This is a genomic window from Crateriforma conspicua (assembly GCF_007752935.1).
Classification (GTDB): Bacteria; Planctomycetota; Planctomycetia; order Pirellulales; family Pirellulaceae; genus Crateriforma; species Crateriforma conspicua.
In genome coordinates this window covers 2,984,986-3,006,857 of the sequence record NZ_CP036319.1, presented here as the reverse complement: position 1 = coordinate 3,006,857, position 21,872 = coordinate 2,984,986, and the positions used below count along the sequence as shown (strand labels likewise).

The following is a 21,872-nucleotide window of genomic DNA, read 5'->3' as shown; positions in this document are numbered from 1 at the left end:
AAGTCCAACGTCCCGCGCACGCACATTGACCGTTTTCTATCCCGTCATCTCGATTCCCTTCCATGTCTCTGATCGTCCAAAAGTTTGGCGGCACCAGTGTCGCCGACGCCGAAAAAATCCGCGCCGCCGCTCGCAAGGCCATCCGAGCTCAACGTGACGGCCATCGTGTCGTGATGGTCGTCAGCGCGATGGGCAAAAACACGGACACCTTGCTGACCTTGGCCGACCAGGTTTCCAGCGACCCGCCGGCGCGGGAACTGGACATGCTGCTCAGCACGGGTGAACAAGTCAGCGTCGCGTTGGTGGCGATGGCGATCGACGACATGGGCAGCCGGGCGGTCAGCCTGACCGGCGGCCAAATTGGGATGAAGACTGACAACAGTTTCAGCAAAGCACGCATCCAATCGATCAGCACCGAGCGAATCGAACGCTTGCTGGACGAAGGCAACATCGTCGTGGCTGCCGGATTCCAAGGCATCGACGACGACATGAACATCACGACCCTGGGACGTGGCGGCAGTGACACGACGGCCGTTGCCTTGGCCGCGGTCTTGGGCGCCGACGCTTGCGAAATCAACACGGACGTCGACGGTGTCTACACGACCGACCCCCGGTTGTTGCCCGAAGCCCGCCGGGTGGACGTGATCAGTTACGACGAAATGCTGGAACTGGCCAGCCTGGGTGCCGGCGTGATGCACAGCCGGTCGATCGAGTTTGCCAAAAAGTTTGGCGTTCCGATCCACGTCCGCAGCAGTTTTTCGGACACCGACGGCACGATGATCGTTGCCGAAAGCGAATCAGACAGCTCCGCGGTCAGCGGTGCGGCCATGACGGCGGACGAAGCCCGCGTGACGGTGCTGGACGTTCCGGATGTTCCCGGCAAGAGCCTGCAAATCTTTTCGGCCATCGCCGACAAAAAGATCGCCGTCGACATGGTGGTTCAAAACGTCGGCCAAGACGGAAAGGCGGACGTGTCCTTCACCGTTCCGCGGACCGAATTGATGGGCACCCTGCGTGCAGTCGAATCGGTCTTGCACCACGTCGGTGCCACCGGCGTCACGCACGACGATCAAGTGTCCAAGATCTCCGTGGTCGGCAACGGCATGGTCACGCAAACATCCGTCGCATCGCGAATGTTCCGCGCCTTGGCCGATGCCAAGGTCAACATCCAGATGATCACGACCAGCGAGATCAAGATCAGCGCGCTTGTGCCGCGCAGCCAAGCCGCCACCGCATTGCGTGCGGTTCACGAGGCGTTCGAATTGCACCGGCGTCCCAGCGACGCGAAATCATGGAGCAAGATCAAAGCGGATCGCGAAGTCGATGCGGACGTCGAACAAGTCATCGCTCGGTTGCGCAACGATGCACTGGAGGCGTTGACGTTGACCGACATCTCCATGGCCGACGGCCAAGCCAGCGTGACCATGTTCGGCGTGCCTGATGAACCGGGAATCGCTGCGAACATGTTCGAAACGATCGGCAATGCGGGCATCGTCGTCGACATGATCGTCCAAGGCTTTGACGGCGAAGACGGATCGACCAGCGTCAGCTTTACGGTCGAAGAATCGGACTTGGAAAAAGGCCTGCAAGTCGCCAAGGAAATCTGTGACCGCCACGGGATGCGGGACGTCCGTGGGACCAAGGGCATCGCCAAAGTGATGGTCAGCGGGATCGGATTGCGCAGCCACACGCAAGTCGGCACCGTGCTGTTCCGCCAACTGGCCGACGCCGGAATTAATGTGCAAATGATCAGCACCAGTGAATTGCAGGTCACCGCGGTGATCGATTCGGACCGCGCCGCCGAAGCGATCGAAAACTTGCGGCAAGCGTTCGCGGTCTACACCGGCCAAGACGACGCCTGAGCCCCCCATCCTGTGTCGGCCCGCCCGCGGTGGCCCGTCGATGCGACCCGCAAAACCGGAATGTGGGCTTCGTCCGGTGCATTTTCACGGGCTTCGGATCGCACAATTCTGCTTGGTTCCCGGCGACCGGGCGACTATCATCGGGCGTAACGACGGTTCAAGAGCGATCCGACGCCAGGGGAAGCGGACCACGGTGGCCAAAGGTCATCGGTCTGCTGGCGATGGTTTCGTCTCTTACGCCTCGATCGTCGTCACCGGTGTCCGTCCGGAACGGTCGCAAAACCACGCGGCCGCTGCGGCGGACGAAACTCGTTTCCGATGTGCCTCCGGCCCGCTCCTCTTCGCCGGATACCGAGGCGACACTTTCGCGACAAGGAACCTTTTCGTGACCACCCGACCGATGATGATTTCCCGATCCATTTTCGCTGCTGCCCTGTTTGGCGTTTTCGCCGCCATCGTTGCCCCGACGACCGACGCGGCTCGCCCCGAAAAAGCGCAAGAAGACGGCTTGAATGTCGAATTTTTTGCGGCGATGGATGCTGAACAAATCGAAGTCAAATTCATCCCGCACAATGCCACCAAGGCCAACGTGCTGGTGAAGAACAAGACCGACCAACCGCTGACCATCCAATTGCCCGCCGCATTCGCCGGCGTGCCGGTTTTGGCCCAGGACATGATGGGCGGCGGCATGGGAGGAATGGGCGGCATGGGCGGCGGCATGGGAGGAATGGGCGGTGGTATGGGTGGCGGCATGGGCGGCGGCCAAGCCATGGGCGGCGGCATGGGTGGAATGGGCGGCGGCATGGGCGGCGGCATGATGGGCGGCGGCATGGGCGGCGGCATGGGCATGGGTGGCATGATGCGAATCGCCCCCGAAAAGCAACACAAGATGACCGTCACCACGGTTTGCCTGGAACACGGCAAGCCCGACCCGCGTCCCAAGATGGCTTACAAGATCGTCCCCTTGGACCAGTTCACCGATTCGCGCGAAGTCCACGTCCTTTGTGACGCACTGGGCCGCGGCCAGCTGCCGCAAAACGTTGCCCAAGCGGCGACCTGGCACCTGACCGACGACCTGTCGTGGAATGAATTGGCGGTCAAGAACCGGATCGAAAGCAAGTACACCGGCAACGTCCGATTCTTTAATCTGGCGGAACTGAACGCGGCCAAGTTGGTCGTCAACAAGGCTCGCAGCCTGGCCGAACAGATGCCGGAAATCAGCACCGGTGACGAATCGGTCACGACCGACGCCGAAGCGGTTCCCACCGAATCGCCCAGTCTGGATCGCGTCGCCGGCTGATCCGCATTCGGCGGGCTGGACAGTCACGTCGGCTTCGGCCACGATTCGACCCCATGTTGAATCAAGAAGCCTACGAACTGTTCGAACACACTTGCGACTACGCCGAAAACTTCGGCCTCCGGCTTCATTCGGTTGCCGGCGGCCGTCTGTTAGATGCCGGTGTGCAAACGCCTGGATCGTTGGACGCGGGCCTGCTGTTGGCCCGACTGTGCATGGGCGACCAAGCGGACATTGCCATCGTCCCGGCGGATCCCGATCGGTTCGTGACGTCCAACCACGTTCACGTTCGTACCGACGCGCCACTGTGGGCTTGCCTGGGTGCCCAGTACGCCGGTTGGCCCGTCCAGACCGACGACTTCTTTGCGATGGGCAGCGGTCCAATGCGACTGCTGCGGGGTCGCGAGGCGGCCTTGAAAGACTTGGGTCTGGCCGAAGAAGGCCCCATCGCTGTCGGCGTGTTGGAAAGTGACAAGTTGCCCGGCGAATCCGTCTTCGCCCACATCGCCCAAGAATGTGGCATCCAGCCCGATGGGGTTCATCTGGCGATTGCCCCCAGCCACTCGATCGCCGGTGGGGCTCAAGTCGTTGCCCGCAGCATCGAAACGGCGATGCACAAGCTGCACGAATTGAAGTTCGACGTCCGCAGCATCGTGTCGGCCACCGGCACCGCCCCGCTGCCCCCGCCGTCCAAGCCCGGCGATATGGTGTCGGGCATCGGACGCACCAACGACGCGATGCTGTACGGGGCCAACGTGACCTTGTGGGCCGACGCCGATGACCAGGCAATCGAATCGGTGATCGAACAAGTCCCCAGCAGCAGTTCTGGCGACTACGGCCGACCGTTCGCCCAGATCTTCAAAGGATACGAGTACGACTTTTACAAGGTCGACCCGATGCTGTTCAGCCCCGCGCGGGTGACGATTCACGGCCTGCGCAGCGGACGCACCTGGATCGCCGGACGATTCAACACGGATGTGCTTCGCGAATCGTTCTTGGGCTGATCCATGTCCCATGCATCTTTGCCGGCCGGGACGCCCGATGGTTTCGCCCAACCGGATCGACCGCTTCGCATTTTGGTTTTGGGTGCGGGCGCTGGTTGGCATGCCGACCAGCTTCGACAAGCCGCCGACGACTTTGCATCCCCCGGCGTTCAGCTGGAATTCGGCCTGTACGAAGAACTGACCAGCCGACTCACGGGCTCGCGTTCATCCGGCATCCGCTGTGGTGATCAGGCGATCGAAAACTTCGACGCGGTGCTGACACGCACCATGCCATCCGGATCGATGGAGACGATCACGTTTCGCTTGTCGGTCTTGCACGCGATGGTCCGACACGGGATCCCCGTGATCAATCCGCCGGCCGCACTGGAAATTGCGATCGACAAATACGCCACGCTGGATCGTGTCGCACGACTGGGATACCCGGTGCCACCAACGATCGTGGTGCAAGACCGCGGCGAAGCCATGCGAGCGTTCGAAACGCTGGGCGGCGACTGTGTGGTCAAACCGTTGTTCGGCGGCGAAGGCAAAGGGGTGATGCGGATTCAAAACGCCGATCTGGCTTGGACCGTCTTCAGCACGCTGCAACAGATTCAATCGATCGCCTACATTCAAGCGTTCGTGCCGCCGGGTGGTCGCGACGTCCGAATCCTGGTGATCGGATCACGCCACATCGCGGTTCGTCGTGACAGCCGACACGACTTTCGCACCAACGCATCCCGCGGTTCAACGACCAGCCCCACCACCGCCAATGCGTCCTGGGTCCAAATGGCCCGCGACATCGTCACCGACATCGGATTGACGATCGCCAGCGTCGACTTGCTGATCGACGATGATGATCAAGTGCACGTCGTCGAAGTCAATGCGATCCCGGGTTGGCGAGGCACGCAAACCTGTCACAACGCAAAGATTGCCGCCATGATGTTGCAAGCCGCCGTGGACGTGGCGGTTCAAACCAAGACCTAAACAACACCGCAACTCCGCCCCGCCCCGCCTCGCCATCCTTTCACCGCGATCCCATTCGTCTCGCCCATGCCACAGTCTGACCTGTCGAACATCGCCAGCCGGATGTCGATGATGGCTTCGCTGACACCGTCCGCCGTGGCGATCGCACAGCCGTCCGGACCGCCGGTTCCCGCCGGCGAACGAAGCTACGACGTCACGACGTTTGGCGAACTGGACCAGCGGACCGACCGGATTGCCCGCGGACTGGTGAAGTGGGGCATCCGCCCGGGCGACCGACTGGTGATGCTGGTACCGTTCGGCGGCGAATTCATCCAGCTAGTCTTTGGGCTGCTGAAAGCCGGCGCGACGATGGTGCTGATCGACCCGGGCATCAACAAAAAGCACTTGGTTCAGTGCCTGGCCGACGCCCGTCCCGACGGTTTCGTCGGCATCCCCAAGGCTCAATTGATTCGCAGCGTGCTGCGGCGTCGTTTTCCCGACGCACGTTGGAACGTCACGGTGGGACGTCGGTACCTATGGGGCGGACGAACGCTGGCACAGATCGAAGAAATGGGTCGCGATGAATCGATCACGCTTCCTCAGGTGCAACTGCCTGATCCCGCAGCGGTGATCTTCACCACCGGCAGCACCGGTCCGCCGAAAGGTGTCTTGTTCACCCACGCCACCTTTCACGCTCAAGTCGACCGGATCCGTGATCGCTACGACATCCACCGCGGGTCTCGCGATTTGGCATGCTTTCCGTTGTTCGGTTTGTTCGATGCCGTGATGGGCGTCACCACGATCATTCCCGACATGGATCCCACGCGTCCGGCCGATGTGAACCCGGCACGACTGGTCGAAGCCGTCCGCCAATGGGACATTGACCAGGCGTTCGGATCACCCGCACTTTGGAAAACGGTGGTTCGTTGGTGCGACGAAAAACAAGTCGTCGGTCGACCTTTCGAATCGCTACGGCGCGTGTTGTCGGCCGGTGCCCCGGTACCCGCCTCGACGTTGGAAAAGCTGCGTGCCGTGGTTCACCCCGACGCCGACATCGTCACACCCTATGGTGCCACCGAAGCGTTGCCGATCGCATCGATCGAAAGCCGCCAAGTCATCACCGAAACCGGGCCGGCCGCGGACAAAGGCAAAGGCGTCTGCGTGGGGACGCGGTTTGAAAACGTTCGCTGGAAAGTCATCAACATTCGCGACGAACCGATCGAGTCGTTTGCGGACATCGAAGAACTGCCCCGTCGTAAGATCGGCGAACTGATGGTGACCGGGCCCATGGTGACGCAGCAGTACGTCGTTCGCGCCGATCAGAACGCTTACCACAAAGTCGTCGACGCGGACCAAGTGGTTTGGCACCGGATGGGCGATGTCGGCTACTTGGATGAAGAGGATCGGTTTTGGTTCTGTGGTCGCAAAGCGCACCGCGTGGTGACGGCGGAGCGGACGCTGTTCACGATCCCATGCGAAGCGGTCTTTAACAGTCATCCTTCGGTGTACCGGTCGGCACTGGTCGGCCGGGGATCACGTCCGAACCAAACGCCCGTCGTCTTGATCGAAGTCGATCCAAACCTCGGACCGCTGACGACGTCACAGCAATCGGAATTGATCGACGCCCTGAAAGCACTCGCAGCTCGCAATCCGATCACCCGCCGGATCACCGACATTCGTCTCCGACGCAAACCGATGCCCGTGGACATCCGCCACAACAGCAAGATTTTCCGCGAACAGTTGACCGCGGAAGTCAACGGTTAGGTTCAACGGGCAACGATCTGTCGTTCATTCTCCGGCCAGCGCGAGGGTCGGAATCGAAGAACGAGATTCCGGGGAGGGTTCTTCAAGCCATCGCGCCCTCCCCTCGCTTAGGCTCGACCCTCCCAAAGGGAGGGTGAACAGGAAATCGCGTTCAGCCCCGTATCACTTCACCCTCTCGTTCCGCGGGAGGGTCGGAATCGAGGAACGAGATTCCGGGGACGGGCTCTTCTGCCACAGCAAAATTCCCTCGCTCACACTCACAGCTTGCACAACGCTACTTTCGCGGGAGCGAAAGGCAACGCTAGCGTGTCCGGCTCTGGTCCGCCGGAAACAATTTCACTCCGGTGCAACGACTGGATCGTGACGATGGTCCAATCGCCCCAGCGTCTTTTCCAACAAGTGCAGCATCTTTTCGGCTGCACCATGGAACGCCGCCTTCACCGTCGCATCGTGATGACGCACCGACACAGGCTTTCGCCCTCTCAACCGGACTTCCATCACACAACGCTTGTCCTCATCCCCAAATTTTTCGCGGCTATTTTCGTCCGCCAAAAAGACTTCCACTCGCGTAATTCGATCTTGGTATCGTTCCAGCGTGTCCGTCACCGACTCTTGCACCAATTCCGTCAACCGATCATCACCTTGGATGTGATTGTCCGTGTGCACCAAGACTTGCATCATTGTTCGATTCCTCTAGATGAGCGGAAATTCTTTACAGTTTCATTATACGACGCAAACACCTTAGGGGTTTCCCAGAAACGGGTGCGACGCGTCGGATTTTGCCCTTAGGTGCGTGGGAATCCGAATGGTCAAAACGTGTAGCGGACGGTCCAATCGAACAAGACAGCTTCGCCCGGCGCGGTCGGTGCGTCGACGTAGGTAAAACCCGGTTCGTCGGTACGATTGTGATATTCCGTTTTCCATGAACTGACCTCCAGGCCGGTCGTCAAACGGTCGCTGACGCGATAGATACAGTTCGCGTAGATCACGTCGTTTTTCGTCCGCCCGATCAGACTGTCGTTGTCGTTGGGATCGTCGATGCTGTATCCGACGTGGCTGCTCAGCTTCGGCGACCAAGCATACGTCAACTCCCCCCATCCACCGGTGGACCGGATAGGGACTCGCAAGCAGGGACAGACACCCTGAGCGATCCCGCCCAGAATATTGCTCAGGTTTGATCCGGTGAAAAATTCCCCCTGAACGCTCCACCGCTCCGTCAGTGGCACGCGTGCCTCCGCGTTGAACGACCAAGTCCTCAGACGTACGTCGTCTTCCGGACCCAGCGCCGGATTGGCGGGGTGCCCCGTGGCAAAGTCAAAACCTGTTTCACCGATGTGCCCCGACACGCCCAGAATCATCGTGTTGCCGCCGACTGAGATTTCATCGAACGTCACGGCGGATCGAGCCTGGATCATCGGCCAATCACCGGTTTCACGAGTCACCCCGGTGGCACTGAACCCGGTCGCCAAGTCTTGAATGACGTTTTGTGCAATCGCCGCCTGAAGCGTCCAGGTCGTTGCACCGGAGCTAATGTAGCGTTCCCAGCGAAACTGGTTCCGCCGAAAACCGACGTTCCCGGCCGCCCATGAAATGGAAAAGTTGACCGTGTTGGGAATCAGGGGCGAAACGACATCCCAAGTTTGCCCACCCAAAATTCGATTGCGATCATTCTTGGCTTCCCAGTACACGTGCCGCAATCGAACATCGGGTTGATTGTCGGTCGTGAAGTTCCCCAAAAAATCGACTTCGAATCTTGCCCCGGTGTCCATGCCGCCGCACCAGTCGATCTGCGGTCCGGCAACTTCCAATCCGATGCGGCTGCGTCGAGCGTCCAGCTCCAACGCCGGTTCCCCTTGGTCTTCTTCGGACGCCACCCACAGGGCGAATCGCCCCGGCACCGTGCGGCTGGTCGCGTACACCAGATCCGTCCAAACGGTGCCATAGGGACGCAGCGTGAATTCGCCGATGCTAAGCGTCGTCGGCTTCGCTTCGGCCGGCAAACATGGCTCGCAGAAACTGGCGGGAACCACCGCCGGTTCGGCCCACAACGGCGTCATGTCAGCGATCGGATCGCCGGCCACATCGACCAGCGTTTCCATGGTTTCGTCACCCGTGACAGGATGGTTCGACCCGACAAGAACCAGCATCGCGCCCAGTATTGCGTACCGAACGACGCCCGCAAGCGAAGCGATGTGAGCAGAGCGAGCCACAGGGGGCTGAGTTTCACGACACATCCGACGCCGACGTCTTCGGGGAAGCAATTGAACCTGGTGTCAACAGTGTTCAAGTCGGCGTGTTGAATCGTTGCGATTGTGTTTTCCCATACAACCGGAAAAGTCAACGCAGATCACCAACCGCCGCCGACCAAAGTCGCCTTTCGCTCCACCAAATTAGCGTCCGGATCAGGCCACAGCCCAGATCCGGCGATCGTGCCGCAGCATCGGTCGCCGAAAGCTCTATTCGCTGGGCCTACAAAACCGTCCCAGATAAGCAGCACAAAAAGCCGCCCGCGGGCCCCCGGGTCAATGGTGTTCCACGGCGACTGCTTCACCCTTGGGCTGACCGATTCCCTTCAACAATTCGTCGAACCAAGGCTGGTCGATATCAAACGGCTTGCCGCCCTTGATGCGAGTGAACTCGATCGCACGCAGTTCATCGCCCTGATCTTCATCGTGACCGATCACGCCGCCATCACCGACCAGCGCACAATCGACCGCTTTGTCGGCACAAGTGGAAATCAAATCCAAATCAGCGGCGTTGGACGGAGCCGCACGGCTGAAGTAACCGCTCTTTTGGATCAAGGTTTTTTCGGCGCCCAACATTTCTGCGAACTGTTGACCGAACCATTTGCCCGGGTTCACCGCATCCAGCTTGTAGTGACCGAACGCATCCTTCGGGACTTCTTCGCCGCGGGATTCCATCTCTTGCACGATCGTGTCCACACCCGCACCTTCACTGATGAAGATGTTGACGCAATCGATCTCGTCCATGATGCCCTTTAACCGCCGCGCTTCCTTTTGCAAGTCGAAGTGCATTTCGGGAATGAACACGCCATGAACTTCTTTGCGTTCACGGCTGAGCCCTGATTCCGGCAAGAAGTCCAATTCGTCCAGCATCTCGCGGTACTTCACCGCAGTGGCCGCAGTCAGCCATCCGCAATTGCGCCCCATCACTTCGTGAACGATCAACATCCGCGGGTTCGCGTTGTGTTCGGCGACGACGTTTTCAAAGAATCGAGCACCCTGTTCGGCCGCGGTCCAAGCACCCAAGCTTTGGCGGATCGGGATCACATCGTTGTCGATCGTTTTGGGCAGCCCAACGACGGTCAATTCATAACCGTTGTCGTGCAGATAAGCGGCCAAGTCGGCTGCCGCGGTGTTCGTGTCGTCGCCACCGATTGTGTGCAGCACGTCCACCTGGTCGGTCTTCAAACGCTCCGCCGCCACGTGCAACGGGTCTTGGCCTTCTTGGACCAAGCCGCGTTTGACGCAATCGGCAACGTTGGTCAGTTTCACGCGGCTGTTACCGATCGGGCTGCCGCCGTGCTTCTTCAAGACGCCCGCCTTATCACGAATCGCGGGCGTCACGACAAAGCTGTCGCCCTGCAGCAACCCTTTGTAACCGGCGCGGTAACAGATGATTTCAACGTCCGGCGCTTTGGAGGTGTACGATTCGATCAGGCTGCCGATCGCGCTGGACAAACACGGCGCCAAGCCGCCGGCGGTCAGAATTCCAACTTTCTTCACAGTCATTTCATGGCTCCGATTGGTTTGGCGGAAGATGATCGCGGGGACCCATTGGTACCCCATGGCGGAATCGATTGGACTTTGAAATCAATCGAGCATCAGCAATCAGGGTTCGAGCCGAAAACAGTCCCACGACAACGCGTTTTTGCACACCTTGCCAAAATCGATGGGACCAGAAATCTCGGCCTCGAATTTGCACCCACAGATTAAATGATGCACGTGATTTGGTCATTGGGGCGTGGCCAACCACCACAACCGGTTTTTCCATGGGAAGCCGACGCACCACGACGGACGCGTGAGAGCACTTTACGCCCCACAAAGCTATAACAAACCACCACCGAATCGACCGAATGCCGCCCACCCTTCGGGCAGGCACCGACCGATTTGATCCTTTTCAACTCGCAAGCGTGTCCAGCCCATGAGTATTGCCGACAGCCCCAGCCCCGCCGTCGTGTCCAACTGCGCCATCGCGCCGACCCCAGAACAACAGGAATTCTTGAGCGACGTGATGCAAGGCTTGTCGGCTGATCGAAAATCGATCCCGTCGAAGTACTTTTACGACCAGCGTGGATCCCAGTTGTTCGACGCGATCTGCGAATTGCCGGAGTACTATCCGACGCGCACCGAAGCATCCATCATGCGACGCGACATCGACGCGATGGTACGCCACATCGGCCAAGGTGTCCGGTTGGTGGAATACGGCAGCGGCAGCAGCGTCAAAACTCGAATCTTGTTGCGGCACCTGATCGAACCGCACGACTACGTTCCGGTCGACATCAGCGAAGAACACTTGCACGCCACCGCGGACGACTTGCGTGGCGAGTTTCAATCGCTGGCAATTCATCCCGTCGTTGCCGACTTTACCCAGCCGTTCGATCTGCCGCCCGACCGGGGCGCGACCCGGCGATGCTATTACTTTCCCGGTTCAACGATTGGGAATTTCGACGCCGACGATGCCGAGGCCCTGTTGTCAAAAATGGCCGACGAGGCCGAGCAGGGTGACGGGTTGTTGATCGGCTTTGATTTGCAGAAAGACGTGGCAGTTTTGGAAGCCGCCTATGACGATGCCCAAGGCGTCACGGCGGCATTCAACATCAACCTCTTGCACCGGATGAATCAAGAACTGGGTGCCGACTTTGACATCGATGCATTCGAGCATCGGTCGTTCTACAATCGCCGGTACCACCGGATCGAAATGCACTTGGTCAGTCGCGGAAAGCAAAAGGTATCGATCGGTGGAAAGACCTTCTGTTTCGATGACGGCGAATCAATTCGAACCGAGTATTCGCATAAATACACCCGCGAAGGCTTCACCGCATTGGCGGCGCGGTCCGGATGGAAATCCGAAGCGTTTTGGACCGATGACCAATCCTATTTTGCCGTCATGTACCTGACACGCGTCTAGCCGCCAGCTCGGTCACAAAGTCGCCTTTCGCTCCGCGAAAGTAGCGCACACAGCATGTTGCACCTGAGTCAAAAACGCCACCGTCGGGTGACGTCCGCAACCGGCGGGCGTCCGCCATCGATCACCGAACCGTCAGCACCATGACGTTCCGGTCATCGCCACCGATGACGACTGGTTGATCGGGCGTCACAACGAGGGTCGTGCTGATGGTTTGAATGTGGATCTCCGGTGGCATCGATTCGTCGTCGGCATCACCGATCAGCGATTGCTCGACATCGATTTCCATCAACAACTTTTTCCCTTGTGGTTTGATGGTGCACTGGCACATCGAACCCACGGATAATTGTTTTAGTCGTTTAGAAACGACACCGCGTCCGGTGGACACTTCGCCTTCGACCACCGCAACCTCCCGACCGAACTGGACCGACGATTTCATTCCTTGCACACACGATTGTCGCAGCGTGGTCGTCGACTGGACGTTCGACTGGCCTTCCTTGGTGCCAAGCCATTGAAGAATCTCCGTGTTGGACAGATCCGGATCGACTGCTTCGGTCAAGCGATGGCTAGCCACGGTGACTTCATACACGGACAGTTCCGACACCGCCGCATTCTTCTTGGCCGCCTTTGCCGCCAACGCCTTCTTTTCCAGCGTCGGTCTTTCCAATTCCGCATGATCGTCCGCGACGGCCGGCAAGCTTAGAATGAAGAGGGCACAGAAGGCATACCAACGCATGGGTGTCACCTGATCGGGGCGAAGAGTCGGAAAGTCAGAGGCCGGAATATTGTAAATGCAACCGAGCTGATGCCGCTTGGTTTTTCCCGGCAAGAATCCCCAGGCGTTCAAAGTTTTTGGCACACCGCAGGCATTCTTGACGACCGCAGGCCCAATCGGTGCCGTGCGTCACGACTGGAACGACAACTTACAAGGAATGACCGATGAAGTTTTTGGTCGCGATCGATCAATCGAAACACTCAATCGCTGCTCTGGACCAGTTGGCCGGCTTGGTCGGGTCCGATCAGATGGACATCGAATTGACCGAAGTGGTTGTGCCGATGCCGACCTATGATTTCTCCGGTGTCGGTTTTCCGATGGATGTGCCGCTGTTGGTCACCGAACAACGTGATGCGGTCAGCGAAGCGTTGAATCGCCTGGCAGACCAACACAAGGATCAATTTCGTTCCATCAAGACCACCGTCGCGGTCGGTCCGCCCGGATTCGAGCTGACTCGCCAGGCGAAAGAATCAAACGCGGATCTGATCGTCACCGGTGCGGTCGGCCATAGCGCGCTGGAACGCGTGCTGCTGGGCAGTGTTTCCGATCACGCGGCCACGCACGCCGAGTGTAGCGCACTGGTGACCCGCAGTTCAGATGATGCATCCCAAACCGAATCGGAAAAGCTGACCGATCGTATTTTGATCGCCGTCGGAAATCCCACCAGCGACGCACTATTCCTGGACTGGATCGACCGCATCGCCATGCCGGAATCGACGAAACTGCACTTGATCCACGTCCAAGAAATCATGACGTTCTATCGTCAAGACATTCTGGTGCGTGCACGCGGCTATCTGGAACAGGCGAAAGACGCCGCGTCGGATCACTTGAAAGCTCTGCAGCAGAAGTTCCTGGACAAAGGCTTCGCCGCCGAAACCAGCCTGATCGAATCCTCACACATCGGTCGCACCATCGTCGAACAGGCCGATGCACTGGATTGCCAGTTGGTCGTCACGGGCGACAGCCATCAAAGTGCTTGGGACCGCATCGTGTTGGGCAGCGTGTCACGACATGTGCTGCATCACAGCCCGACGTCGGTGCTGATCGTGCGATAGGGTGAAACGCTTCATCAGTCTTTCGGCAGATGCACTCGATAGCGATGCACCGCACTGCCGCGTTGGATCCGAACCAGACACCACGAGCGATCCGGAAGCTGGCGAATGAACTCGCGCAATTGATCGGATGTGGTGATGTCGTTTCCGTCCACCCCCAACACGATGTCTTCATTTCGCAGACCCGCCCGTTGTGCCGGGCTGTTGGGATAGACGTGCGTGATGACAACGCCGCGATCAAACTCCGCCGCACGCACCCCCAGCACCCAATCTGTCGCGACTTGCTCCAGGGGAGTCGTCAAATTCTTCGAGACAAGCCCGTGGTTTGGCGACGTCGATGACGGCAAGTCCGTCGTGGTGATCACTCCCCTTGGAATACCAGCCGAGTCGCGATCACCGTCGGCGACCTCCAGATGCACGGTGGCGTACAGCGTGTTATTGGACATGTCGAATTCAACACGCAAAGCTTGCAGCCAATCCAAAAAGGGGAAACGCCACTGCGGATCGGCGGCGGTCACGTCGAACGCGGAATTAGTTTCCCAGCGAGTACTGGTCCAAACAGAATCACCGTCGCGGGTTTGATGAACGTATTCGCCGCCCAAAGGACACACGAGATCACCGCCAAGCAGCGTTTGGACACGTTGTTTGGCGGATTCCTCGGGCACACGGAACCATGATCCCATTCGGTCCAACCAGATCGCGCCCTGGGATGAATGGTGACGTGCTTGCATGAAGGTGTAGGCTTGGATGTACGGTTCGACTTTGGACCCATGCAACGGATTCATCGTCAAGAACGCCTGGTGCGTCTCATGGTTCGACGTCTCGACCAACTGCTTCCGCGTCCATTGCCGAGTATCCGCGGATTCACCGACAATGCAGTTCTCATTGGTCAGATCAACCATCGATGCATACTTCATCATCCCTGGATCACTGGGACGCATCTTGGACAGCGCCCATCCCAGATAGATGATGGCGGACGCACCGCTTGGATTTCCGCCGGGCAATAAGTTGGGTGGTGGCATCATTCCCGATTTCTTTGGTGCGGACGCTGGCTTCGATGCGACGTACTCCTCTCCCTTCAACAGCACCGACGCCAACATCTTCAACACCTCAAGCCGTCCCGGACGCATCGCCAGAAAACCACGTGAACTGGCATACAAACCGGACGTCCCAGCATCGTCCAGGCGTACCTTTCCGCGATCGATTTGAAAATCCAACCGATCGTCGCGAATCCCAAACAGAATGTGGTGGCTGGTGTTCGTCCTTTCGCTCATTCGCACCGTCGCTTGACCGTACAACAACGGTGGATCGGACGTTATCAATGCTCGCGATGTCGCGGGGCCGAGGTGTTTTCGCAGCAATCGATACCGGTCTTCGGCGTACGGCGTGATGACGATTTGCAGCGATGTCCGCAAATGCTGGGAACCTGGATCGATCCCTTCATCGCGAAAAACAACCGCAACCGGATCGGCGCGCCGCCACAAACGCAGATACTCCGATGCAAAGCGTTGGTACGTCGCCACCTCCATTCGCGTTGCCCTGTCCAGTGGCACGTCGGGGATCGGCAAAAAGGTTCCTGGAACGCCACGCAAGCTATCTTGATAAACCTCTTCCAGCTGAAAAGCACGGGCATCGTCGGGACGCTGGCCGAATGTTTCTGGCAGGTATCGTTCACGAATCAGTCCCAAGTCATCCAGGTCACTGTTTCCCTCGCCAGCCGCCATCAAGTGCGCGATCTTCAATTGCCGAATCTCATTCAACGCTCGTTCACGCCGCAACATCTCGATGCGATAATGGGGGCTGATCAAGTTTTGGAAAAACGGATCCCCCAGGTACAGAAACGCATAACTCCGGCCGCTTCCCCTGGTCTTCCATTTGGCGTATTGAAACTCTTTTCGTTTGCCCAACGCATCGATTCCGCGACCGGTTTCAAAGAATCTCTGCGCCAAGGTTTTCGAATTGGTGATCAGCAAGAAGCCGTCGTCTTCCGCCAGAAACGAACGCACCAGGTGGTCGGAGGTGCCAAGGAAATCCACCGCGTGACCGGCAATGTTGACCTGTTGTCTGTTGCATCCGGCGGTCTGTGATTCCGCATGATCCCGCCACTGCTGGAGAATCGCTTTCAGTGGCCCCGTGGACTTTGTCTGCAACAACAGTCCGACCGCGGCTCCATCGTCGAAGAACGGATCCGAACCGATCAAAGCCAGATCCGATAAATGTGGTTCGATCGGTGTCAGTTCGTCCGGATCGCCGGGAAGCCCAAGTTGGCGTTCGATCTTTTGCCGGGTCGATTGTTCGATGACACTCGTCGCCACCACATCGTCCAGCGATCCGCCCCAGCCGACCAACAATCGTCGCAGGTGACGATAGTTGTTGACCGAACCCGTGCGAACGTAGAAACATTCTGCCGGCGTCCGATGGGAGATCGCTTCCACCGCGGTCGCCGGAAAATCGGGGATCCGCAAACTGCGAACGGTCCTGCGCTTTGGCAAGGGCATGTCCGCGTTCGACGCATCGTCGCGTCGCAGGTTTGAAGCGGTACCGCCGGTTTCCGTGGATTTATGAATGGCCAACTGCACTGATTCGAACCCGAGCAGCATCTTCACCGCTCGTTCAAACTGGTCCTCCAGCGATTTCGAATCCATCGTTTTGGCTTGCACTTCGATTCGTCGATGCTCGGGAATACCGAACCGAAATGCCATCGTGTCCAGAATCGCTTGTAACTCCGCGCGGCCGACTTGTCCGAAACGCGCAACGTCATCTTGAAGCGCCCTCCACCACTGGTCACGCAACTTCTGGACTCGTTGTGCAGACACTTTGACCGACGACAAGGATTCTTCGAACAACACGTCCTGGTCATGAACGAGTTGAATCGAAAGCGGACCATCGCCCCTGAGCGCAAAATTCGCTTCGATCGATGATGCTTGATACGCTCCTTCGTCTTTGTCGTACTGATACGTCACAACGGGATAGAAGACACGTTGTTCGGCATCGACCACGCGAATCGTTTGATCGGGATAGATGACCGGACCTTCGCCGTCGACAAACGTCAGTACGATTTTGCCAAACCCCATCGGCTGACCAGCAACCACCTCCGTCGCGGTCGCGGCAATCGACGCCATCGGATCACGATTCGGCGAATCAGATTCACCGGTCTTTGCAAACGCCGACGCGGCAAACATCAGAATGCCGCAAAATGCCGCACCGTAGCGTCCACGGGAACCAAAGCGAAATGTACGCACCGGAAGACTCGTTGTTTTGTTGTCCATCGATCATCACAACGAACCCGCGAATGGATGACCGATACTGCACCTGACACACACCCAATTCAGCGTAACGCCAGCCCCCCTCCTGTTGGCAATCGAAAACCACCCACCAGAGACTCCTGGTGCATCCGATTTTGTAGGTCATTGAACGCCAGAGACGCGAACGAGTTCGCCCAGGGGTATTCAGATGTCCAACTTGGTTCGTGCGGCGAAACGAATGCGGATTCACAATCACCGCCGAAGACACTCCCGCGTCATTAGGGCGTCGCAGCTTCATCGGCATCCGCCGAAGCATCGTTGCCGCTCGAATCGCGAAGCGGGCCGGGACGCAGAGCGTTTTGGATCCCCTGGCGACGTTGCCGCAACTGGTTCAGATACGCCTGGCGGACTTTGCCAAAGCGTCCTCCCTGGTCGCTTTCCAATGTTTCGATCGCTTCGTTGATGGATCGAAGTGCGTCGACCGGTTTCCGTTGACGACGCTGCAGATCGGCCATGCTCCACAACGACTGTGCCAGTGCAACGCGGAACATGGGAACATCGGGATGTTGTTGCACGATCCTTCGTTGGGTCACCAAGCTTTCATCGATCATGTCTTGGGCTCGATCGCCACGTCCGGCCGCATACTGGCTGATGGCCAACTTCATTTGCACACTGGCTTGCAACGATTGATATTCCGCGCTGTCGGGATACTTTCGCACCAACTCGTTGGCCAGACGAATCGAATGTCTCAAGTCATCCGAGGCGCGTGAAAACGCAACCGGCGGGGTATCGCCGATCGCCGCGCTAGCCAGCGTGTCAGCAAACTGGTACTGGATATCAGGATCCTCGGGAAAACGTTTGGACAGATCATCCAAAATTCGGATCGCTTCGTCGCGATGATGCTTTGCCGATTCCGCTTCATCGCGTCGCGTGCGACCCTGACGCGCGATGTCTTGATGTGCCGCCGCCAACGTTTGCGCATAAACCTTTCGCTGTGGATCTGTCTCCAACAAAACTTCCAGCCACTGGATCGCTTCGCGACTGCACTGCTGGTGCCAACGATACTGCGCCACCGCGCGGTTGGGGCCACGCCGACGTGATTCCCCCATCAATCGAGCTAGCAAGGAATCGGGTCCTGGACCAGAGCCGTTGGTCGATGGACGCATGCCCGTCATCCACTCCGTTGACAGCGTCAAGCTGCCCGCCAGTCGAAGCGACTTTGCCCAAAGGAACGTCAAATCGGATGTCGCGGGTTTGTCCTGGCCGTCGAAGCACCATTGGCGACAGCGTTGCAACCAAGCCCGCACGTCGGAGGGTCGTCGCAGTGCCGCGGCGACACGCATTTGGCCCCAAGCCACCGCAATGGGCGATTCCACCGGGACGGTCGGATCCACGGCGTCGCCTTCGTCTTCACCGCGCAATTGCGAATAGATTTGCCAAGCCTGGTCATACGATTCGCGTGCTTCGTCGGGACGTCCCAGACGGAACAGAATGTCGCCGATGCTGCGCCGTGCGTCGGCCGCCGGCATCCGCAAATCGGTCGCATTTTCATCGGCGAACTTTTCGAAGAACTGCAGCAGATTCTCCATTAGTTGCACATCATCGTCTCCAAGCGTTGCACCGGAGTCGGCGTCGCGCATCAAGTCATCACCCACGCTTTCCCACACCGATTCGGCGACACCGGTTCGCCCGGCCACGTTGTCCACGATTTCTTGGAATGCCGACAACGCCAGCGTCAGATTCGTCTCGGCACGTGATCGTTCGCGGACGGCCGACTCTCGCGCGCGTTCCGCTTCGTCCAACGCCGCACTTCGTTGCCGCAAATTTTCGGCCGCCTGGTCATACGCTTTGCCGATTGCCGTCAACGAACGTGTGCGACTGCGGTTGATGACCGACAACAGCGTGATGACCGACAACAACAGCACCAGCACGGTTCCCGAAAGCGACGCGATCCCGGGATTCCGTTTGGCCCAACGCCAGGACCGCTCCATCGCACCGACCCGCCGCGCCGCGATCGGTCGCCCGGCTAAAAAACGCCGTAGATCGTCGCGAAATTCGCCCGCGGTGGCGTACCGATGTGTCGGGTCTTCCGACACCGCCTTCATCACGATCGTCTGCAGATCGCCGGGGATGGACGCACGCAGCGAACGCGGTGGTGCGATTCGACGACGGTTTTCGGCTGACAATAACTCCGCCGGAGTCCCTTGGATCGCTGCACGACCGGTCAGCAATTCGTACAGCGTCAGCCCCAAACAATACACGTCGCTGCGGACATCCAACCGTCCCTTCAGTTGCTCCGGTGCCATGTAGCGCAACGTGCCGACGATTTCACCGGTCTGCGTGAAGCGGTCCGACGATGGATCGGCAGCCAGTCCAAAATCGGTCAACCAGACATGATGGTCTCGATCGACCATCAAATTGGCGGGCTTGATGTCACGGTGCAGCACGCCTTGACCGTGCGCATATTCCAGCGCGTCGGCGATCGTTGCGATCCAAGCAGCGGTTTGTCGATCATTTTGCAAGTCGACACCGATGTCGGGACCGGTGCCGGCAAGCAAATCGGCCAGACTGACACCGTCGACCAAGTGCATCGCGTAAAACAGCAAGTCATCTTGTTGCCCCACGCCATACACGGACACGATGTTCGTATGGTGCAGGCCGGCGATCGCTTCGGCTTCGCGTTGAAATCGCTGTCGATGGGACGGATGATCCGCCGCACGCCAGCTCATCACTTTCAATGCAACGTGTCGCCCCAATGATTCCTGAACGGCTTCATAGACGACGCCCATCCCGCCGCGAGCGATTTGGCGAACGATTCGAAAGTCACCGATCGTTTCGGGGGCGATGAAGCAATGGAACGACAGGTCGTCGTCGGCCGACAATGCCCCCGTGGTGGTCGCCGAGATGTCACGACGCGTGCCGCCGAAGTTCAGCTTTTCCATCGCTTCGATCGACGGCAGCATTTGCCGCAACTTATCGGCATGCTCCGGATGCGACGCCGCGATCGATTCGATGTCCGGCGTTTCGCCCCGTCGGATTCGCATCGCAAAATCTTCGGCGATCAGATCCACGGGATGTCGCTGTTGCGAATCGTGACCCAACGGCAAACTTTCACCGGAAGATTCAGGATCATTTCGGCCGGGATCGATCACGGTGCATCCTTGGGTTGTCCGGACGTGTCGGCGCGAACCTGACTGACAATGTCGGCCAGTCGACCGGCGGCCCGCACGTATCGATTGCTGGCGGCGGTGGGGCTGAGATTCAAAATCTGTGCGACTTCCGCGTTGCCGAGTTGTTCGAAATGTCGCAACGCCAACACTTCACGATCGATCGGGTTCATTGATTCCAACGCCTCACGAACACGATGCAGGGCTTCGTTTCGGCTGACGATCTGGCTGGGCGACTGGATCGCGTCGACCAAACGACACGCGATCGACAAACTGGTCGCCGCAGAATCGCCCGGTGTGGCCAACCGAATTTCGCGTTGCGGGCTGCGTGCTTCGCGAAACTGTGTCCGCTGCATGTCGATCAGCACTTGCAGCGTCTGTTGTCGCACCCAGACAAAGAACGATACCGATGGCTGGTCCAGAAAATCCACCAACCGGCGTGAAATCCGCAGGTACGCTTCCTGCAAAACGTCGGCCGCATCGATCCGTCCGCGGACGCGGGGGTCCAGTCGAAACGAGACCATGCGGTGCAAACGTTCTTGATACGTCGAAAACACATCCGCCAGCGCAGACGGACCGCCCGCACGCAATCGTCTTAGCAGCGTCGCTTCCGCCGCATCGATCGAACTGGAGTTTTGGTCTTCCAAAGAAATTCCAACTTTCGAAATTTTGGCCGTGGATGGTCCCGAATCCGCGTCGGTACCCAAAGTACAGACATTCCAGGACACCCGACACTCGCGGCGATCCGGCCGATGGTGCTTTCGCCCGCGAATCGATGTCCGATCCGTTCCATCCCATCCAAAGTGGACCCCACGATGAATCTTACCTGCCGTTTCGCGGTTCTGTTGGCCGCCGCCATGATGATGACTCCCGCATGGGCCGACGATGATTCGGATTCGCCACGCGGCCGCTTCCGTGGCGGTCGCGGCGCCGGTGGTCCCGGCGCCGGCCCCGGTGGATCGGGCGATCGCCCGCCGTTGATGGACATGATCCGCCGCATGCCGTTGGTCCAGGCGCTGGATGCCGATGGTGATGGCGAATTGTCCAAAGAAGAAATCGCCGGCGCATCGGCGGCACTGGCCAAGCTGGACCGTGACGGTGACGGCACCGTCAGCACTCGTGAATTGATGCCTTCGATGGGGCAAGGACGCGGCCGCGGTGCCGGTTCGGCCGAGGGCGATCGAGCGTTCGGACGACGCGGATTCATGCCAGGACGCGGCGAAGGCGGCGCGGATGGCGATCAAGCCCGCAAACAACGCCAGCAACGTCTGCGTGGCGGTGACGACGTCGATCCATCAGAACGACTGAAGAAAATGATGTCGATGCGTGACACCGACGGCGACGGCAAACTTTCGGGTGATGAAATCCCTCAAGGTATGCAGCGTGCATTGGATCGAATCGACCAAAACGGTGACGGTGCTTTGGATGAAGCCGAGTTGGCGGAAATGGGTGAAAAGATGGCCGGCCAACGCGGACGTCGGGGTGAAAGTGAGGAAGGTGCCGGTAAAGGCGTCCGTCCGAAACGCCCGAATGCCGAGTGACCTGCACTTCGTCAGGCTTGACCGATCCAGCCATCCGCTCCGGTGCATCGCCATGTTTCGATGCACCGGACGTCT

Annotated in this window: 15 protein-coding genes; 8 read left to right on the top strand and 7 right to left on the bottom strand. The window is 58.9% G+C overall.

Features of this window, described 5'->3' with window-relative positions; translation table 11 throughout:
• Positions 1–62 precede the first annotated feature (62 nt).
• The 5 genes from Mal65_RS11390 (at position 63) to Mal65_RS11365 (ending at position 6,869) form a co-directional block, all read left to right on the top strand.
• Positions 63–1,862, top strand: coding sequence for an aspartate kinase (locus tag Mal65_RS11390; protein WP_145297389.1), 1,800 nt, complete (start codon positions 63–65; stop codon positions 1,860–1,862).
• A 385-nt stretch (positions 1,863–2,247) separates the two neighbouring features.
• Positions 2,248–3,162 (top strand): hypothetical protein, encoded by a 915-nt coding sequence (locus Mal65_RS26985; protein ID WP_231131345.1) that lies wholly within the window; start codon positions 2,248–2,250, stop codon positions 3,160–3,162.
• Positions 3,163–3,215: 53 nt separating this feature from the next.
• Entirely contained in the window at positions 3,216–4,163 is a 948-nt protein-coding gene (gene mch / locus Mal65_RS11375; protein WP_145297379.1) for a methenyltetrahydromethanopterin cyclohydrolase, read from the top strand.
• 3 nt (positions 4,164–4,166) lie between these two features.
• Positions 4,167–5,126, top strand: a complete 960-nt coding sequence (locus tag Mal65_RS11370) for an ATP-grasp domain-containing protein (protein WP_145297376.1) — start codon at positions 4,167–4,169, stop codon at positions 5,124–5,126.
• A gap of 66 nt (positions 5,127–5,192) precedes the next feature.
• Positions 5,193–6,869 carry a fatty acid CoA ligase family protein gene (locus Mal65_RS11365; protein WP_145297373.1) on the top strand — a complete coding sequence of 559 codons (1,677 nt, stop codon included), beginning with the start codon at positions 5,193–5,195 and terminating at the stop codon, positions 6,867–6,869.
• 336 nt (positions 6,870–7,205) lie between these two features.
• On the opposite strand, the gene Mal65_RS11360 is transcribed toward Mal65_RS11365, so the two are convergent.
• The 3 genes from Mal65_RS11360 to Mal65_RS11350 form a co-directional block, all read right to left on the bottom strand.
• The gene (locus Mal65_RS11360; protein WP_196784768.1) at positions 7,206–7,550 is read right to left on the bottom strand and encodes an HPF/RaiA family ribosome-associated protein; all 345 of its coding nucleotides are present in this window, start codon (positions 7,548–7,550) and stop codon (positions 7,206–7,208) included.
• Between the two features lie 128 nt (positions 7,551–7,678).
• Entirely contained in the window at positions 7,679–9,079 is a 1,401-nt protein-coding gene (locus tag Mal65_RS11355; RefSeq protein ID WP_174820158.1) for a DcaP family trimeric outer membrane transporter, read from the bottom strand.
• 312 nt (positions 9,080–9,391) lie between these two features.
• Positions 9,392–10,621, bottom strand: a complete 1,230-nt coding sequence (locus Mal65_RS11350) for a pyrophosphate--fructose-6-phosphate 1-phosphotransferase (protein ID WP_145297370.1) — start codon at positions 10,619–10,621, stop codon at positions 9,392–9,394.
• A gap of 412 nt (positions 10,622–11,033) precedes the next feature.
• Between Mal65_RS11350 and egtD the strand changes: the two genes are divergently transcribed.
• Entirely contained in the window at positions 11,034–12,020 is a 987-nt protein-coding gene (egtD, locus tag Mal65_RS11345; RefSeq protein WP_145297367.1) for an L-histidine N(alpha)-methyltransferase, read from the top strand.
• A gap of 121 nt (positions 12,021–12,141) precedes the next feature.
• Here the strand turns inward: egtD and Mal65_RS11340 are convergent, their stop codons facing one another.
• Complete coding sequence (locus Mal65_RS11340) at positions 12,142–12,753, bottom strand: hypothetical protein (protein ID WP_145297364.1); 612 nt, start codon at positions 12,751–12,753, stop codon at positions 12,142–12,144.
• A gap of 203 nt (positions 12,754–12,956) precedes the next feature.
• Here Mal65_RS11340 and Mal65_RS11335 point away from each other — a divergent pair, with 203 nt between their 5' ends.
• On the top strand, positions 12,957–13,847 hold the full coding sequence (locus Mal65_RS11335) for a universal stress protein (RefSeq protein WP_145297361.1): 891 nt from the start codon (positions 12,957–12,959) through the stop codon (positions 13,845–13,847).
• 14 nt (positions 13,848–13,861) lie between these two features.
• On the opposite strand, the gene Mal65_RS11330 is transcribed toward Mal65_RS11335, so the two are convergent.
• The 3 genes from Mal65_RS11330 to Mal65_RS26455 form a co-directional block, all read right to left on the bottom strand.
• Positions 13,862–17,086, bottom strand: coding sequence for a PDZ domain-containing protein (locus Mal65_RS11330; protein WP_165701212.1), 3,225 nt, complete (start codon positions 17,084–17,086; stop codon positions 13,862–13,864).
• A 281-nt stretch (positions 17,087–17,367) separates the two neighbouring features.
• Entirely contained in the window at positions 17,368–20,241 is a 2,874-nt protein-coding gene (locus Mal65_RS11325) for a serine/threonine-protein kinase (RefSeq protein WP_145297355.1), read from the bottom strand.
• Positions 20,238–20,903 carry a sigma-70 family RNA polymerase sigma factor gene (locus tag Mal65_RS26455; RefSeq protein WP_165701211.1) on the bottom strand — a complete coding sequence of 222 codons (666 nt, stop codon included), beginning with the start codon at positions 20,901–20,903 and terminating at the stop codon, positions 20,238–20,240. The genes Mal65_RS11325 and Mal65_RS26455 overlap by 4 nt, the downstream gene beginning before the upstream one ends.
• Before the next feature lie 168 nt (positions 20,904–21,071).
• Here Mal65_RS26455 and Mal65_RS11315 point away from each other — a divergent pair, with 168 nt between their 5' ends.
• Positions 21,072–21,797, top strand: a complete 726-nt coding sequence (locus Mal65_RS11315) for a hypothetical protein (RefSeq protein ID WP_165701210.1) — start codon at positions 21,072–21,074, stop codon at positions 21,795–21,797.
• Positions 21,798–21,872: the final 75 nt, after the last annotated feature.